11 protein-coding genes are annotated in these 16,744 nt (G+C 34.1%); 5 read left to right on the forward strand and 6 right to left on the reverse strand.

Going from position 1 to position 16,744, the window contains the following annotated elements; all coding sequences use genetic code 11:
- Positions 1–90: 90 nt before the first annotated feature.
- The 3 genes from QWY99_RS19505 to QWY99_RS19515 all read right to left on the reverse strand — a co-directional run bounded on the left by QWY99_RS19505 (position 91) and on the right by QWY99_RS19515 (position 3,268).
- Positions 91–387, reverse strand: a complete 297-nt coding sequence (locus tag QWY99_RS19505; RefSeq protein ID WP_290267382.1) for a hypothetical protein — start codon at positions 385–387, stop codon at positions 91–93.
- A gap of 173 nt (positions 388–560) precedes the next feature.
- On the reverse strand, positions 561–1,376 hold the full coding sequence (locus tag QWY99_RS19510; RefSeq protein WP_290267383.1) for a LytR/AlgR family response regulator transcription factor: 816 nt from the start codon (positions 1,374–1,376) through the stop codon (positions 561–563).
- Positions 1,377–1,726: 350 nt separating this feature from the next.
- A complete protein-coding gene (locus tag QWY99_RS19515; RefSeq protein WP_290267384.1) occupies positions 1,727–3,268 on the reverse strand; it encodes a glycine--tRNA ligase in 1,542 nt (513 codons plus the stop codon).
- Between the two features lie 98 nt (positions 3,269–3,366).
- On the opposite strand from QWY99_RS19515, the gene QWY99_RS19520 reads away from it, so the two are divergent.
- Positions 3,367–4,050: a ComF family protein gene (locus QWY99_RS19520; RefSeq protein ID WP_290267385.1), complete on the forward strand. Its 684-nt coding sequence runs from the start codon at positions 3,367–3,369 to the stop codon at positions 4,048–4,050.
- Between the two features lie 13 nt (positions 4,051–4,063).
- Here QWY99_RS19520 and QWY99_RS19525 read toward each other — a convergent pair whose 3' ends face one another.
- On the reverse strand, positions 4,064–6,745 hold the full coding sequence (locus tag QWY99_RS19525; RefSeq protein ID WP_290267386.1) for a reprolysin-like metallopeptidase: 2,682 nt from the start codon (positions 6,743–6,745) through the stop codon (positions 4,064–4,066).
- Between the two features lie 193 nt (positions 6,746–6,938).
- Between QWY99_RS19525 and QWY99_RS19530 the strand changes: the two genes are divergently transcribed.
- From QWY99_RS19530 to bioB, 3 genes are all read left to right on the forward strand, one after another.
- Positions 6,939–7,868: a bifunctional riboflavin kinase/FAD synthetase gene (locus tag QWY99_RS19530; protein WP_290267387.1), complete on the forward strand. Its 930-nt coding sequence runs from the start codon at positions 6,939–6,941 to the stop codon at positions 7,866–7,868.
- A gap of 115 nt (positions 7,869–7,983) precedes the next feature.
- Positions 7,984–8,421 carry a hypothetical protein gene (locus tag QWY99_RS19535; RefSeq protein WP_290267388.1) on the forward strand — a complete coding sequence of 146 codons (438 nt, stop codon included), beginning with the start codon at positions 7,984–7,986 and terminating at the stop codon, positions 8,419–8,421.
- 236 nt (positions 8,422–8,657) lie between these two features.
- Entirely contained in the window at positions 8,658–9,743 is a 1,086-nt protein-coding gene (gene bioB / locus QWY99_RS19540; RefSeq protein WP_290267389.1) for a biotin synthase BioB, read from the forward strand.
- 113 nt (positions 9,744–9,856) lie between these two features.
- Here the strand turns inward: bioB and QWY99_RS19545 are convergent, their stop codons facing one another.
- Positions 9,857–14,503, reverse strand: coding sequence for a DUF8693 domain-containing protein (locus tag QWY99_RS19545; protein ID WP_290267390.1), 4,647 nt, complete (start codon positions 14,501–14,503; stop codon positions 9,857–9,859).
- Positions 14,504–14,942: 439 nt separating this feature from the next.
- Between QWY99_RS19545 and QWY99_RS19550 the strand changes: the two genes are divergently transcribed.
- On the forward strand, positions 14,943–15,419 hold the full coding sequence (locus QWY99_RS19550; protein WP_290267391.1) for a regulatory protein RecX: 477 nt from the start codon (positions 14,943–14,945) through the stop codon (positions 15,417–15,419).
- A gap of 105 nt (positions 15,420–15,524) precedes the next feature.
- Here the strand turns inward: QWY99_RS19550 and QWY99_RS19555 are convergent, their stop codons facing one another.
- Positions 15,525–16,694: a beta-ketoacyl synthase N-terminal-like domain-containing protein gene (locus QWY99_RS19555; RefSeq protein ID WP_290267392.1), complete on the reverse strand. Its 1,170-nt coding sequence runs from the start codon at positions 16,692–16,694 to the stop codon at positions 15,525–15,527.
- Positions 16,695–16,744: the final 50 nt, after the last annotated feature.

Consider the following 16,744-nt stretch of genomic DNA (forward strand, 5'->3'; position numbering starts at 1 on the left):
TTTCGAATTTTATCAAAAATACTAAAACTATAGACACAAAAAAAGCTGCCAAAAAAATTGACAGCTTTATTATTAAATTAAAATTTTAATTTAGTCTATTTTTCTACTATTTCCAGTAGATTGGTTACTGTTGCTAAAAGTACCTAAGCTGATAGCTACCTGATCACCTGCACTATAAACATCTTGTTTTCTTCCTCCTCCAGATGATTGATTTCCATCAGTAGGGATACGGAAATCTTGTTTTCTTCCTCCTCCAGCTGATTGATTTCCATCTGTAAATATATCTAAACCGAATGAATCTGATTGGTTAGAAACTTCTGGTGTAGTAAAAGAAGTTGCTAATACTACTAAAGAAAATAATGCGATTGATGTGAATGACTTTTTCATGATTTGGGATTTTTATTGTTAGTGTTTTTTTACATTTTATTGACCGCTTATTGCTAAATCATGATGTAAAATTAGTACTGTTATCTCCTTTTCAAATCAATAAAAAGCCATATATGGTGGAATGCCACCAAATGGTAGTGTACGTAGGTCAAATACGTGTAAATACTTAGTTTTTAGACTTCTATATAGTTCCCATTAGCAAATTCGGTAATTATTATCTCTACGTTTCTTTTATAAGTCTTAGAAAACGGAAGCTTTTTTGTAGAGTGTTTTATGTAACATACTGAATTCCCAGTATGTATTCTCGCAATGTGGTTTCTGTTAATAATATAACTGTTGTGTATTCGTATAAATGGATGCAATAAAATAGCCTCAAAGTACTTTAAGGTTTTAAAAGCAGTTATCATTTCGCCTGTGTTCAAATAAATATCTGTAGAATTATTATCTGCTTGTATATACGTTATATCATTTGCTTGAATGTATCGATAATCTCCGTATGACTTAACGCATAGCATTAAACCTTGATTAATTTTTTGTAGTTCTATTACATCTGTCTGTAGAGCTCCTTTATAATCGGGAACTGTTTCATTACTTATTAAATTTACCTCATGATTAGGTAAATCCAATTTCAACATCGTTTTGAGCAAATCAGCTCGTTTTAAAGGTTTGAGTAAATAATCCATTACTCCATACTTAATTGCATCAAATGCAAGATCTTTTTTAGTTGTTGTAATTATAATTTTGGGAACAATTCGCAAATAATGATATAGTTCATTAATAAACATCAATGATAGATTACTAGTCTTGTCATCGGGATCAATTTCTAGAAATATAAGATTAGGATTGTGCTCTAAAACTAAATTTAATCCTTGTTTATATGTATTTGCACTAGCAACAAAAATTAGTTCTGAAAAACTATCGGCTACTTCCTTGGTTTTCAGAACACTTTCTTGATTATCATCAATAATAATGTATAAATAATTTTTCAATGCTTTAGTTTATTAGTGGTATTGTTTATTAGTAAGTAAAATGATGGTATTTAAATTTATTCTCTTATACAGAACTTAAAAGAAGAATATTATGCTTGATTTTCATTAAGTGATTAAAATTACATATTTTCCTTTTTTTAAACATTTTATTGTTGATACATTTTAAACAAATGTTAACGCACTAGGACGAAGTGCAAATATATCCGACGAAATACATTAGGTAAAATCTATTACAATAAAGTGTTCCTATTTTTTATGATAGAAAACAAACCTTTGTAAACAAAAAAAGCTTCTCAAATGAGAAGCTTTTTTATATAACTAATTAACAAACAAAACAATGCGCATTATTATTACATTTTCATTAACCAATTTTTCATAGACACTTCGTCTTCTATAATCGATCTTAAATCTGCTATAGCAACACGGTCTTGTTTCATCGTATCTCTATGACGAATGGTTACTGTTTGATCTTCGATAGTTTGATGATCTACTGTAATACAGAAAGGAGTTCCCAAAGCATCTTGTCTTCTATAACGTCTTCCTACTGCATCCTTTTCATCATAAGAAACATTGAAATCCCATTTTAAATCTTCAATTATTTTTTTAGAGATTTCTGGTAATCCATCTTTCTTTACCAATGGTAAAACTGCTGCTTTTGTTGGTGCTAGAACTGCTGGTAATTTTAAGACTGTTCTTGTTGAACCATCTTCTAATGTTTCTTCTTTTAATGAAGTAGCAAAAACTGCCAAGAACATTCTGTCTAATCCTACTGAAGTTTCTACAACATAAGGAACATAATTTTGGTTTAACTCAGCATCAAAATACTGTAATTTTCTACCAGAAAATTGCTCGTGTGCTTTTAAATCAAAATCAGTACGAGAATGAATTCCTTCTAATTCTTTGAAACCAAAAGGGAAATTAAACTCAATATCGGCAGCTGCATTAGCATAATGCGCTAACTTTTCGTGATCATGAAAACGGTAGTTTTCTTTTCCTAATCCTAAAGATAAGTGCCAGTTTAAACGTGTCGTTTTCCAGTGTTCGTACCATTGCATTTCTTCTCCTGGACGTACAAAAAATTGCATTTCCATTTGTTCAAACTCACGCATACGGAAAATAAACTGTCTTGCAACAATTTCATTTCTAAACGCTTTTCCAGTTTGCGCAATACCAAAAGGAACTTTCATTCGTCCTGATTTTTGTACATTCAAGAAATTCACAAAAATACCTTGCGCTGTTTCTGGACGTAAATATAGATCCATTGCAGATTCTGCAGATGCACCTAATTTAGTACCAAACATTAAGTTGAATTGCTTTACATCTGTCCAGTTTCTAGATCCAGTTTCTGGATCTGCAATTTCTAGTTCTTCGATTAAAGCTTTAACATCTTCTAAATCTCCGTTGCCTAAAGAGCGTCCTAGACGTTCTCTAATTTCTTTTTCTTTTGCCAAATATTCAATTACTCTGGTATTTGTAGTCACAAATTCCTGCTCATTGAATGCATCTCCAAAACGAGCACTCGCTTTTTCGATTTCTTTTTTAGCTTTTAGATTTAGCTTTTCAGCATAATCTTCTACTAGAACGTCGGCTCTATATCTTTTTTTAGAATCTTTATTGTCAATTAATGGATCATTAAAGGCATCAACGTGACCTGAAGCTTTCCAAGTTGTAGGATGCATTAATATTGCAGCATCGAGTCCTACAATATTTTCATTCATCTGAACCATTGATTTCCACCAATATTCACGGATATTTTTCTTTAATTCTACTCCGTTTTGCGCGTAATCATATACTGCACTTAAACCATCGTATATTTCGCTTGACGGAAAAATAAATCCGTACTCTTTTGCGTGCGAAACTACATTCTTAAATAAATCGTCTTGTTTTGCCATAGTGATGCAAAAATATAAAAAGTACTTGTATAAAAAAGAAAAATAACAAAGATTGAACGATTGATTTGCTTATTTTTGTAAATAAATTCTCTCTATTTATGTTTAATTACATTATTAACCTATTTTTTCCAAAAGCGTGTGCTGGATGTCACTCTTTTTTAATGGCAAATGAAATTATAATTTGTACCATTTGTAGACATGAAATGCCTCTTACCCAATATTATTTAAACCCAAAAAATGAAGCTTTTAAAAAGTTTTATGGAAAAATTGAAGTAGAACATGTTTCTGCATTTCTTTTTTTTAATAAAAAAGGAATTGTTCAGGACCTCATCCATAATTTAAAATACAAAGGCTATCAAAATATAGGTACGCTTCTTGGACAATGGTATGTTGAAGATTTAAAAGATTTAGAACTAGACACCCCTTTTGATATAATAATCCCTGTGCCTTTGCATCGAAAAAAATTCAATGAAAGAGGCTATAATCAAGTAACTACTTTTGGACAAGCTCTTTCCGAAGGATTAAACATTGATTACAATGAAACTATATTATTTAGAACCAGATATTCCAAAACGCAATCTAAAAAAACCCTTTTAGGAAGATCCGAAGGATTAGCAGAAATATTTGATGTTTCTTTTACTGATGCAGATCATAATAAGCATATTTTACTCATCGATGATGTAATTACAACAGGCGCAACACTAGAGGCATGTTCCCGCGCATTACTAAAAATACCTGGTATAAAAATTAGCATCGTTTGTATGGCAATGGCGCATTCATAAGGGGCTTTTACTGCTATTCGAAAACAACTTTCTTTACCATTTTTCTGTCCCCATCATAAACAGCTAAGAAATAAACTCCAGGAGCTACTTGGTTTTTCAACTGAATATTTTGTTTAAAGTTTGCCATACTTTCAAATGTATTTTGATAAACCTCTCTACCTAAATTATTATAAATAAAAACCCTTACTCCCTCATTTGATTCACTTCTAAAAGCAATATCAAAGTCTCCTTTATTAGGATTAGGAGAAACTGTAAGTTCTTTTATTTCAACAATAACATCTGTTTGTAAGGTGTATTTTTTTGTGCAAATTTCTATCGAAGCTGAATCTAACCTACCATCTCTCCCTGAAAATGCGTCTCTAACTTTGAATATCCAAGTTCCTTTTGAATCTTGATTATTAAAGACACTTAATAAATCTGCTGGAGTTATCGTTTGTGAGGTAGTTATAGAGCAATCTAAAGCCTGTCCTGCATCATCATATTTAAGCACTAAACTTCCTGTTCCATCTGTACAACTTCTATTAAATAATCGCACTATTGTTCCTTGAGGGTTTACTAATTGCATTTCAACATCAGAGAATCTTGCGTGTGTTAATCCTACTGAAACAGTTACATCTGAAACAGTTCCTAAATCTGCCGGAACATTTATTGTTCTCGCTGTGTAAGATGCTGCATTAGGAATTGCAAATCCAGCATTAACAGGATATGAAACACAGGAAGATTCAACTCTATATCCAATTGCAAATGATTTACTATTTACTGCGTAATAAATATTAGCAGTAGGTTCTATTAAGATTCTGCAATCTGTAGCAGTTATATCTAATGGAACGCTAATTGTTTGAGATCCATCGTTTGGTGTATTGGAAACTAAGACAATCGGAAATGTCAAACCTCCATCTGTTGATAGTTTTATATTTACGCTTGTAGAACCAGCCAATGTATTCGTTTTTGCTACATCCCAAGTAATTATCTGACTCGTTCCATGTAACCATGCAGTATCCTCTTTATTTTGAGAAGTCACAACAAATGGCCCTACGCTACCATTTACATTAACAATCACCTCATCTGTATTTGTTTGTGCTGTTCCCATCGCCGCATTATCACGACCTGTTAAAGTAAAGTGTAATGTTCGTGCAATTGATGGAACTGACTCCCATATGCTTCTTACATTTCCTGAAAGAACAATATCTAAACTTGGCATATATCGAATAGGGGTACTTACTGGCGAAAAAGACCTAAACAAAGGCCCATCTGGCTTATCAGGCTTAGCTACACTAAATCCTCCTGATGATAAAGATGATGATGCCGAATCATTTTGTTCCCAACAATAGGTAATTGTATTTCCATTACTATCTGATCCTGTTCCTTTTAAAACAAAAGCAGTACCAAATGGAATTGTATAATCGGGCCCTGCATCAATCGTAGGTGGATTATTTGTTAATGGTATACTTATTGGGCATGATTTTCTAGCTAAGTTATTTTGAATCTGCAAAATACTAGCATAAGCAAAGTAATCGTCTGAATGATCTTGAATATTAAACTCTTCTGCAATTATTACTCCTGCGTATCCCATAATTGTAGTACCGCTCGCAGGTTCTACATTTACACCAGTGCCCTCAATAACATATGAATAGGTATGGCTTGCTCCCAATTGATGTCCCATTTCGTGTGCCACAAAATCAATATCAAAATTATCTCCTTGTGGCTTTCTATCTGATGGAGAAGTAAAACCACTTCCTTTCAACGAATCTACACAAACGCAACCTATGCATCCTGCATCACCTCCGCCTCCTGAAGCTCCAAATAAATGGCCTATATCATACGCATTTTCACCAATACTATTCGTTAAATTAGCCTGAAGCTCTTGATTCCACTTTCCTTTAACTCCTTCTGAAGCATTCGAATAAGGATCTGTTGTAGCATTTGTATAAATAAGAGTTTCATTATTTGCAATTAGAATTAATTTTAGAGCCAAGTCTTTATTAAAAACCCCATTAACTCTTGTCATCGTAGCATTCATTCCAGCTAATGCACCTCCTACAGTACCACCATAAAAAGCAGTATACTCTCCTGTACAAGACAATGCTAATCGCAAAGTTTTAAATACTTTATTATTTGCTGTTAATTTTGCTGTGTTAGATTTTAACTCTTGATTAAGTGCTACATCTTTTGTATCACATAGTAATGGTAAACTCGCATTATCTCTGTTTTTGGCAGTAAACAAAACATATTCACCTGGACTTGCCTCTACAGGCTCTATAAATTCTGAAGCATTAGCTGCTCGTAAAACCATTGTTTGAATACCCGCAGGAGAAACACTAAAATGTATCCTTGCTTTTTTATCCTTATTACTTACTCCTTCATAGGCTCTAATATCTGGATATTTGTCCTGCAATTGCGGATCAAAATTTGACGATTCCCAAACTGTATATTTTTCAAAATCCCCATCAATATTCGGAATAGTGATCTCGACTGTATTTTTCTTAGCTGTATTAAGCAATGTACTTGTGAGTTTTTCTCTTAAAAAAACTTCATTTAGCTTATAAATACTCTTTTCTCCATCTTGAGAATTTAAATTCCCCTTCGCCGTAGTTAAAGCAGAACTTTGACTAACTTTTTCCCACATTTCATTGCTTTGCGCCTTAATTTGGGCTGAACAAAGTGCAATTAACAAAAGAAGTATAGTTTTTTTCATGTTAAGAAATATTAATAGCTCAAAATTAATTCAATTAAATATAATAAAATTATTTAATCGTCAAGTAATTACATAAAACCGTCAAATAAAGGGTATTTTCACTAAATCATTAACAACATTATAAAAATTCAATTCCCTTACTATTAGATTTAAAATAGATAGTATAAATTTGCAACATCTTAAACTATTTGCTTTGAAGCTCTTTCATTCTATAAACGATTTTCGGTCTACCAAGAAAACAATATTAACTCTTGGCACCTTTGATGGTGTTCATATTGGCCATAAAAAAATACTTGAAAAGATTACTCAAAATACCCAAGACGGAAAATATGAGAGTTTAGTTCTTACTTTTTTCCCTCATCCTCGAATGGTTTTGCAGGAGAAATCAGAAATCAAATTGCTGAATACTATTGCCGAAAAAACAAATCTCCTTGAGAAAACAGGAATAGAAAATCTTGTAATTCACCCTTTTAACGAAAGTTTCTCAAGATTAACTGCCGAAGAGTTTGTAAATTCTATTTTAGTAGATCAATTTCATATCCAGAAAATAATCATCGGTCACGATCATCGCTTTGGAAGAAATAGAACGGCTGATATTAATGATCTTATAGCCTTTGGTGAGCAATACGGCTTTGAAGTAGAGCAAATTTCGGCACAAGAAATTAAAGATGTATCTGTTAGTTCTACAAAAATTAGAAAGGCATTAACCGAGGGCGACATGAATTTGGCTAATGAATATTTAGATTATGACTATTTCTTAACCGGTACTGTTGTAAAAGGAAAACAACTAGGCAGAACCATAGGCTTTCCAACGGCTAATCTTAAAATTGAAGAAGAATACAAGTTGATTCCTAAAAATGGAGTTTATATTGTAAAATCTACGATTAATGAAAAAGTAGTTTATGGAATGATGAATATTGGTCTTAACCCAACTGTAGGTGGTCAAGCTCAATCTATCGAAATTCATTTCTTAGATTTTAATGAAGATATTTACGATTTAGAAATTGCAGTTTCATTATTACAATACATTCGTGAAGAACAAAAATTTGGCTCTGTAGCTCTTTTAAAAGAACAATTAGAGAAAGATAAAACAACAACTTTAGATTTTATAAATAAACTCTAACCCGACTATTATTTTTGTTGCATTCATAATGACAACGTAGTGATTTTTTTAGTAAATTTGATAAGCATTGTGCTGTATATCAATTAAATACTACTAACTTCTTAAAATTATCGTTATGAAACTTTCAAAAGAATTGCACAACGGAATTCTCATATTCCTTGGCATCGGTGTTTATTTTTTATTAATGAATGTTTTAGGTCTTGCTCACATACTTTACCTACGTGCACTTAACGTAGCTTTTGTAGTTTATGGAGTAAACAGAACTATTAAAATGAATCTTGCCGAAGGAGAAACCAATGCTGTATCTAATGCCATTTCGGCTATGACGACATCTGTAATTGGTGTTTGTCTGAGCATCCTTGGATTACTTATTTACAGTTATGCCAAAGGTGGAGATGCTTATGTAAAAACCTTATCTGCTACTTTTATGTTTGGTGGCAATCCTTCTGTACCCACTTATTGTATCTGTTTATTATTTGAAGGTATTGCCTCTTCGGTGGTGGTAACCATGCTATTAATGCTGTATTGGAATAATAAATATGCTGCCGATTGATCTTTTTTTTCGTAACTGGTTAAAAAAAAATCCTCAACAAATAGATAGATTTCAAAAGAATAAATTATTGTTTTTGAGATTTAATTGCAAACATGCATTCAAAACTCATGTCTTGAAATATAATTACAAAAACTTTTAACAGTCTGGAATTTAAATGCTGCAATTTATTTTACAGAATAGTACATTGATTCATTAGAACAATTTAACTACTTTTGGAGCATCAAAAAATCGCATAGATGAATAGTACAAAACACAATTGGACGAAAGACGAGATTATCGCTATATATAATAAACCAATGATGGATTTGCTTTATGAAGCAGCATCAATTCACAGAGTAAATCATGATCCGAATGTAGTTCAGGTATCTACTTTGTTATCTATCAAAACTGGTGGTTGCCCAGAAGATTGTGGTTATTGCCCTCAAGCTGCACGTTACCATACTGGAGTAGAAGGAAATGACTTAATGTCGGTTAGCCAAGTAAAAGCTCAAGCTTTACGTGCAAAATCTGGTGGTTCATCTCGTGTATGCATGGGAGCTGCTTGGAGAAACGTAAAAGATGGCCCTGAATTTGACCAAGTTCTAGAAATGGTTCGTACCATTAACAAACTAGACATGGAAGTATGTTGTACTCTTGGTATGATAACTGAAAACCAAGCACATCGTTTGGCCGAAGCTGGTCTATACGCTTACAATCACAACTTAGATACATCTGAAGAATATTATAAAGAGGTTATTTCGACTCGTGGTTTCGAAGATCGTTTACAAACTATCGAGAATGTTCGTAAAACCAATGTTACTGTTTGTAGCGGAGGAATTATCGGTATGGGAGAAAGCGTCGAAGATCGTGCAGGAATGTTAGTTGCGCTTTCAACTTTAAACCCTCAACCAGAATCGGTGCCAATTAATGCGCTAGTTGCTGTAGAAGGAACTCCAATGGAAGAAGAGAAACCAGTTGAAATTTGGGAAATGATTCGTATGGTTGCTACAACTAGAATCATTATGCCAGAAACTCAAGTACGTTTATCGGCTGGAAGAACTAATATGAGTCGCGAAGGACAGGCAATGTGCTTTTTTGCTGGAGCCAATTCAATCTTTGCAGGTGATAAATTACTTACCACTCCAAATCCTGATGTACATGAAGACATGAAAATGTTTGACTTATTAGGATTGATTCCTCAAAAACCTTTTACTAAAATTTCTCAACCTGAAACTGTAGAAGCAGAGGATTCACAATATGCACCACTTGGTGAAAAACCAAAATGGTCTAGACCTGGACATGCTATCGAAAGAAACTTAGAAGCTTCAGGTAAATCTAAATAATCATAATTAGACGATATATAAAATCCCCATCGAATTAAAATTTGATGGGGATTTTTCATTTCAGAAAATCATTTGTCTTTCTTCAAATGATTTAGAAATAATATCTTACACTATTAAAAAATCACTTTCTTGGTTTCTGTACGATTATCATCAAGAATAACTTTTACTAATAAAATCTGATTACTCGATTTTAAATTTTCTATAATCAATTTAGAGTTTTCTATTTTTTCTTTCTTATAAATCAATCTACCTGACATATCGTAAATGAAAACCTCATCAATCTTTTGGTCAAATCCATTTACTTTAATTTCTTGATTTTCGACAACTACCGAAATTGATTTTTTAGAAGTATCCAGTTCAGCTGTACCCAATGTTTTATTTGAATAGAACAATGTAAATCTATCATCAAAAGTCCCTATTGCTGTTGAAAAAGTATAACCTGTTTGTGTCAAATTATGTATTGTACCTAATGTCTTGTCCTCTAAATAAACATCTTGATTTGCCAACAGTCCATCAGAACGATCAATTGCGATAGTATAATTATCATTGATTTCCGAACTATACCCCAACACAACCTTATCATTTACATCAAAAGGTAACGCACGCCCTTGAATTGTTAATTTTCTATCTGAAACTATACTGTATAAATCTGCCATTTGCTCTACATCAAATTTAGTTCCGTCAAATTTACTTTCAAATTCATTAGTTGCTCCATCAATATATCCAATAAGAACTTGTTTAAAAAAACCATTCGTATTTTTTAAATTCAACCATAAGCGAGCTTCTTTAGTCACCGTTTCTTTGGTTTCTTTAGAAGATCTAAAAAACTGTGCATTATTTCCCACTACCCTCATATCATTATTAAAAACAATAGTACCACTTGAAGCTATACTGTAAGCAAAAAAAGACTGTCCCGAAGCTATTAAACCTAATGGAACAGCATTATTAATTCCAGGGTTTAATGCCGCAGATGTTGCCGTTCCTCCAGTAAAATTGTAAACAGCATAATCATTTGCAGTATAAATTTTTTCAAAAGCTCCATCGTAAGCAATAGGTGTGTTATGTGTCCAAAAATATAACGTCCCTTCTAAAATAAGCTTATTTGCTGTTAGAAAAGCTTTCGCATCAATTGCCGAAGGATATGGATTACCTATTAAATAAGAGTCATCTAATACTGTAATTGTTTCTCCTGTAATATTTCCATTATTAGGGGTACCCACAAACGAAACGGGCTGTGAATAGGGATAAGTAACCACCTCACCATTTGGCCATGTACCAACTCTTGGAACCCGAATAATGTATCCTTTACCTATTTTCATAGTATTAGTTGGTGCCTCAGATATCCAACCACTATTGTATGAATATAACTTCTGAGGATCTGAATTGGGTGATAGTAAATTAAATTTTTGTCCAGATACTGGAGAGGACCAATAACTATAATCCAATGCATTCATAGCGGTCGATGTACGTTTATAAATGACATTGCCAGAATTAGAAACATTGTTTTTTTGAAACAAACTTGCATTATTCATAAAGGTTAAACTAGTACCTACTGCTGTACTTACATTAACCGCTTTTACGATAGACAATGTAGCTCCGGAATTGAAAACAACCTTTACACCAGAATTCACCTGACATGTACATCCGTTTAAATCACCTCCACTTCCTGCTTGAGAATTATAATTTCCTCCAAAAACAATATTCTGATTTATAGTAGGGGTATTGCTTGTCCATTCAGAACCATCCCAATAATTAGTCACTATACCTCCAACTGTAGCAGTTGCCGAAGCCACAGATGTACAACCAGTAACTGAATTGCTTACCCTAAAAGTATAGGTATTGGGCGCAAGATTGGTAATAACGGTATTAGCTCCAGAACCGGTTGTGGTAACCGTGACTGGATTAGTTACTATTGACCAATTACCTGAAGGCAGACCACTTAAAGCAACACTCCCATAAGAAACATCACATGTTAGAGATGTAACCAATCCTATTACTGGAGGCATTGTTGAATTAATCGTCACAGACACTGCTTGTACATTAGTACAAATACCATTCGTGATTGTCATTATTCCCGAATAAGTTCCCGCGACAGTATTTGCAGGGATTACTATTGTATTTATATTTCCTCCAGTTGGTAAAAAACTAAAAGAGGTATTAAGTTGATCTGCTAAGAAATTTGCATTCGCAGTAGCATCCCAATCAATGCTATATCCTGTAGGAGTCCCTCCAGTTGCAGTGTATGCTATTGTCGTATTTTGTAAACTTGAACTTGAACAAACTTGCCCTACAACTCCTGCTGTAGTAATCGTAGGTAAAGCATTAATTGTTACCGTAAAAGGCGTGCCAGAACTAATACATCCATTTGCATTAGTAACTCTTAATGTTCCGGTATAAGTACCAACTGCAGTGTTGGCTGGAACTGCAATTGTTATCGGACTTGCTGGCAATGATGCGTTTGTAACTGCTACAAAACTATTACTAGGTGAAGCGTTCCAAACAATGCTATACGTAGTTGGTATTCCTGTAGTAGCACTATAACTTAAACTCGTATTTTGAACACTCGCACTAAAACAAACATTGGCTGTCGAAGCTGATGCCGTTATTGTTGGTAAAGGATTTACTGTAACTGTAAAAGGCGTGCCCGAACTAATACATCCATTTGCATTAGTAACTCTTAATGTTCCGGTATAAGTACCAACCGCAGTGTTGGCTGGAACTGCAATTGTTATCGGACTTGCGGGCAATGATGCGTTTGTAACTGCTACAAAACTATTAGTTGGCGAAGCGTTCCAAACAATACTATACGTAGTTGGTACTCCTGTAGTAGCACTATATGCTAAACTCGTATTTTGGGCACCCGCACTAAAACAAACATTGGCTGTCGAAGCTGATGCCGTTATTGTTGGTAAAGGATTTACCGTAACCGTAAAAGGTGTACCTGAACTAATACATCCATTTGCATTAGTTACAGTCAATGTTCCCGTATAAGTACCAACTGCAGTGTTGGCTGGAACTGCAATTGTTATCGGACTTGCGGGCAATGATGCGTTTGTAACTGCTACAAAACTATTAGTTGGCGAAGCGTTCCAAACAATACTATACGTAGTTGGTGTTCCTGTAGTAGCACTATAACTTAAACTCGTATTTTGAGAACTTGCACTTAAACAAACATTGGCCGTCGAGGCTGATGCTGTTATTGTTGGCAAAGGATTTACCGTAACCGTAAAAGGCGTACCAGAACTAATACATCCATTTGCATTTTTAACTGTTAATGTACCAGTGTAAGTCCCACCTGAAGTATTAGCTGGTACAGCAATTGGTATTGGAGAAGCTGGTAACACAACATTGTTAATCGCTACAAAACTATTTGAAGGAGATGCATTCCAAACAATACTATATGTAGTCGGAATTTCTCCAATTGCACTATAGCTTAAACTCGTATTTTGAGTACTCGCACTAAAACAAACATTCGTAGCCGATGATGATGCCGATATTGTTGGCAATGGATTTACCGTTACCGTAGTTACGGCAGAAGTTGCTGTGACACAAGTTCCACTTTGAACAATGGCTCTAAACTCAGTAGTAGCTGTTAATCCCCCCGAAGTATAAGTTGCATTAGTAGTATTAGCTATATCTATCCATGAAGAAAATGGACTAATCGCGTACTGCCATTTTACAACTGATCCGGTATGCCCACCCAATGTTAACAAACCACTCGGACTTCCTGAACAAATAGTAGTACCTCCGCTCACAGTTCCCCCTACAGACGGAAGTGATACTGTAACTACAACCGTATTATTACTAATTATAGTCGAAGAGCAAGTTCCTGAAGTAATCTTGGTAATTGTTATAGTACTAGAACCCGCTGTTACTAAACCAGTAGCTGTAAAAGTTCCCATTCCTGCACCATTAACCACCATATTAGCTGTCAAGCCAGTAGCATTTGGATTATTTGTATTATATGTGACTACATAATTACCTACAGGCAATGATGCAGCACTTGAATTTAATGTTATTGTAGATGTGCTACCAACTGAAGTACATATATTGGAAGCTGATATCCCTGTAAAACTGTAACTAGGACAGGTGTAAGTTATTTTTATCTCTCCATTTGCTCCATTTCCGCCTTTATTAGTACCTATTCCCAATAAAACCAAACCTCCACCTCCACCTCCACCTGGTACAATCCCAGTAGATCCCGCACCTGCTAAAGTTGCTCCATTACCACCTCCACCTCCACCTGCAACAGCAAGTCCTCCAGAACCATTATTCCCATCATTTCCTTTTATAGCCGTACCTGCACTTCCTCCTCCTCCTCCTGAAAATATTAATCCAAGTACAAGACTTCCGTTAGACCCTTTTCCTCCAGAAAAAGTTGTTCCAACGCCTCCGAGACCTCCAGCACCCGAGTTTCCTCCTCCAGCTCCACCATTAGCAGATACGGTTGAAAAACTAGATGCAGTACCACTAACTCCTATTCCATTAGCACCTAAGGTTCCTGTACCTACAACATAAGAAATTGAACTATTGGGGGTCACAGAAATAGAAGCTACACTATAACCTCCTCCTCCTCCTCCTCCTGCTGAAGTACTAGTGCTAGTGCCGGAACCAGATCCTCCGGCACCCCAACATTCTGCTGTTAATAAAGTCAAACCTGCTGGAACTGTAAACGAACCACTTGTTGAAAAAGTATTAGTAGTTTGGGACCAAGAATAGATACAAGTGAAAATGAAAAAAAAAGATAATTTTAGTCTCATAAAAGTAGGTTTTAATAATATAAAGACAATTAGCTCTTTGCGATGTTCATTAGTACTATTGAAAAAGCGACAATATCAATTGTATGACATTTTCTCAAAAGAAGAATCAAAAACCACATAACGCCCTAATATAAAGATAATTAAAAAACGCGTTACTAAATTTAATGAAAAAAAAATGAAAAGTCCTCAAATTTTATTCATATTGACATGCTTTACATCGACTAAAATTATATTCTTAATAAATTTTTAACAAACTAGATACTAATACCTTACAATTAAATCTATTTATCACTACAGTATATATCCCAGAAAATTGTACGTAAATTCCCTTTTTAAGCAAATAAATTCTAAAATAGGCTTAAAAGTCACAACGGGCCTCAGAAAAAAATTAAAGCTTTACATTTGTTCTTTATTCAATACTAAAATTACACTAGGCTATATGAAATCGGACTGTACCCCTAAAGAAGCACTACAAAAATTAGAACATTTTTGCGCTTACCAAGAACGCTGTCATGATGAAGTAATTTCAAAATTGTATAGTCTAAAAATGACCTCAGACGAAATAGACGCTATTATTGTACAACTCATTACAGACAACTTTCTTAATGAAACACGATTTGCTTGTAGTTATGCTCAGGGAAAACATCGTATAAAACAATGGGGAAAAATTAGAATTGTAAACGAACTCAAAGCCCGTCATATAACTTCTACCAATATTAATCTTGCCCTTGCGGGAATTGACAATGATGAATATCTGGAAACTTTTGAAAATCTAACTCAAAAATATTGGAATAGTTTACACGAGAATAATCAACTTAAAAAGCGTAAAAAGTTTTGTGATTACATCCTACGCCGTGGCTACGAAAGTAATATGGTATATGAAAAAGTAAAAGAGTTAGAAGCCGAAACAAAGTAATTCTCTAGTCTACAAAAGAACAAAATTACTTAAAGAGTATTACCATTTCAAGACGGAAAACATTATAAAAACAAATAGGCTACCAAAAAATGATAGCCTATTTTATTATGCTTTTTCTATTAGAATACTCACGGCATTTCCTCCAAAACCTACTGCATTAATCAAAACCTTCTTTATTGGTTTCGTTTGTTGTTTCTCTTCGGTAAAAGGGACTCCAATAAACGTATTATGTTGCATCATTAAAATTGCCATTTCTACACTCAAGATTCCCGAAGCACCAAAAGTATGACCAATCTTCCATTTATTAGTAGTCAACAAAGGAAACTTAGAATCAAAGACTTTTTGGATTGCTTTATATTCTGTTAAATCTCCCTTTATAGTCCCTGGCGCATGCATTACAATTACATCTACGTCTTCAGGGTTTATACCTTTTAAAGCCATTTTCATTGACTTTTGAAAACAAGTTGCTTCTGCCGAAATAGATATATTATGCTCCAAAACTTCTGTAGCATATCCTACTCCTGTAATATAAGCAATCGCATTCTCTTTCTCTCCAGATTCAAGGCAACAAACTGCTGCTCCCTCACCCAAAACCATTGTGTTTTGAGTCTTATCCAAGTCAAATGCAAGATTTGGCCACTTATCAGTATTTAAATCTGCTCGAGAGTAAATTTTTAAAGCTCGCATTTGTGCAATTGTAAAATCAGTCAACGGAGCTTCGCTACCACCCACCAAAAACTTATCGACCATTCCTGCTCTTAACCATGCAACACCATTTAATAAAGCATGTAATGCTGTTGAGCAAGTAATAGAATGTGATATTTCTGGCCCTGAACTCTGCAAATCATGTGCTATCCAAGACGATATATTCCCTAGTGTAGTTGTTGGCGAGGCCAATGTCTGTGCCTTTCCAGTTTCTAAATATTCCTGAAAATGCTTTTCGAATAAATCGGTTGCTCCACGTGAAGAACCAATATTAATTCCAAAAACAGATTCTGAATTCCATCCAGAATTTTTTATCGCCTGTCGTGATGCTGCTAGAGCAAACAAAACACTGTTATCTAAAAATTTATATTTAATATCAGAATTACGAACCTGATCTACAATTTGTTTCGAATCTGCATCAAGTGCTGCAACTGGAGTTTCTTGTTTGTCCAATTGTTGCAAAGTAAAACAATGTTTGTTACTTAAATAATTTTCCCAAACGTCTTTTGGATTGTTTCCTAAAGGCGAAATAGAAGAAAAGGCAGTAATCGCGATTTTGTTTATGTTCAAAATAATTAATTTAACTGTAATAAATAAAGTGAGCGAAGAATAGATTATAG

The organism is Flavobacterium branchiarum (assembly GCF_030409845.1).
Classification (GTDB): Bacteria; Bacteroidota; Bacteroidia; order Flavobacteriales; family Flavobacteriaceae; genus Flavobacterium; species Flavobacterium branchiarum.

Excerpts from the sequence above, each read along its gene's own strand:
- QWY99_RS19515 (WP_290267384.1), bottom strand. The coding sequence starts at position 3,268 with ATGGCAAAACAAGACGATTTATTTAAGAATGTAGTTTCGCACGCAAAA.
- QWY99_RS19525 (WP_290267386.1), bottom strand. The coding sequence starts at position 6,745 with ATGAAAAAAACTATACTTCTTTTGTTAATTGCACTTTGTTCAGCCCAA.
- QWY99_RS19520 (WP_290267385.1), top strand. The coding sequence starts at position 3,367 with ATGTTTAATTACATTATTAACCTATTTTTTCCAAAAGCGTGTGCTGGA.
- QWY99_RS19535 (WP_290267388.1), top strand. The coding sequence starts at position 7,984 with ATGAAACTTTCAAAAGAATTGCACAACGGAATTCTCATATTCCTTGGC.
- QWY99_RS19545 (WP_290267390.1), bottom strand. The coding sequence starts at position 14,503 with ATGAGACTAAAATTATCTTTTTTTTTCATTTTCACTTGTATCTATTCT.
- QWY99_RS19550 (WP_290267391.1), top strand. The coding sequence starts at position 14,943 with ATGAAATCGGACTGTACCCCTAAAGAAGCACTACAAAAATTAGAACAT.
- bioB (WP_290267389.1), top strand. The coding sequence starts at position 8,658 with ATGAATAGTACAAAACACAATTGGACGAAAGACGAGATTATCGCTATA.
- QWY99_RS19505 (WP_290267382.1), bottom strand. The coding sequence starts at position 387 with ATGAAAAAGTCATTCACATCAATCGCATTATTTTCTTTAGTAGTATTA.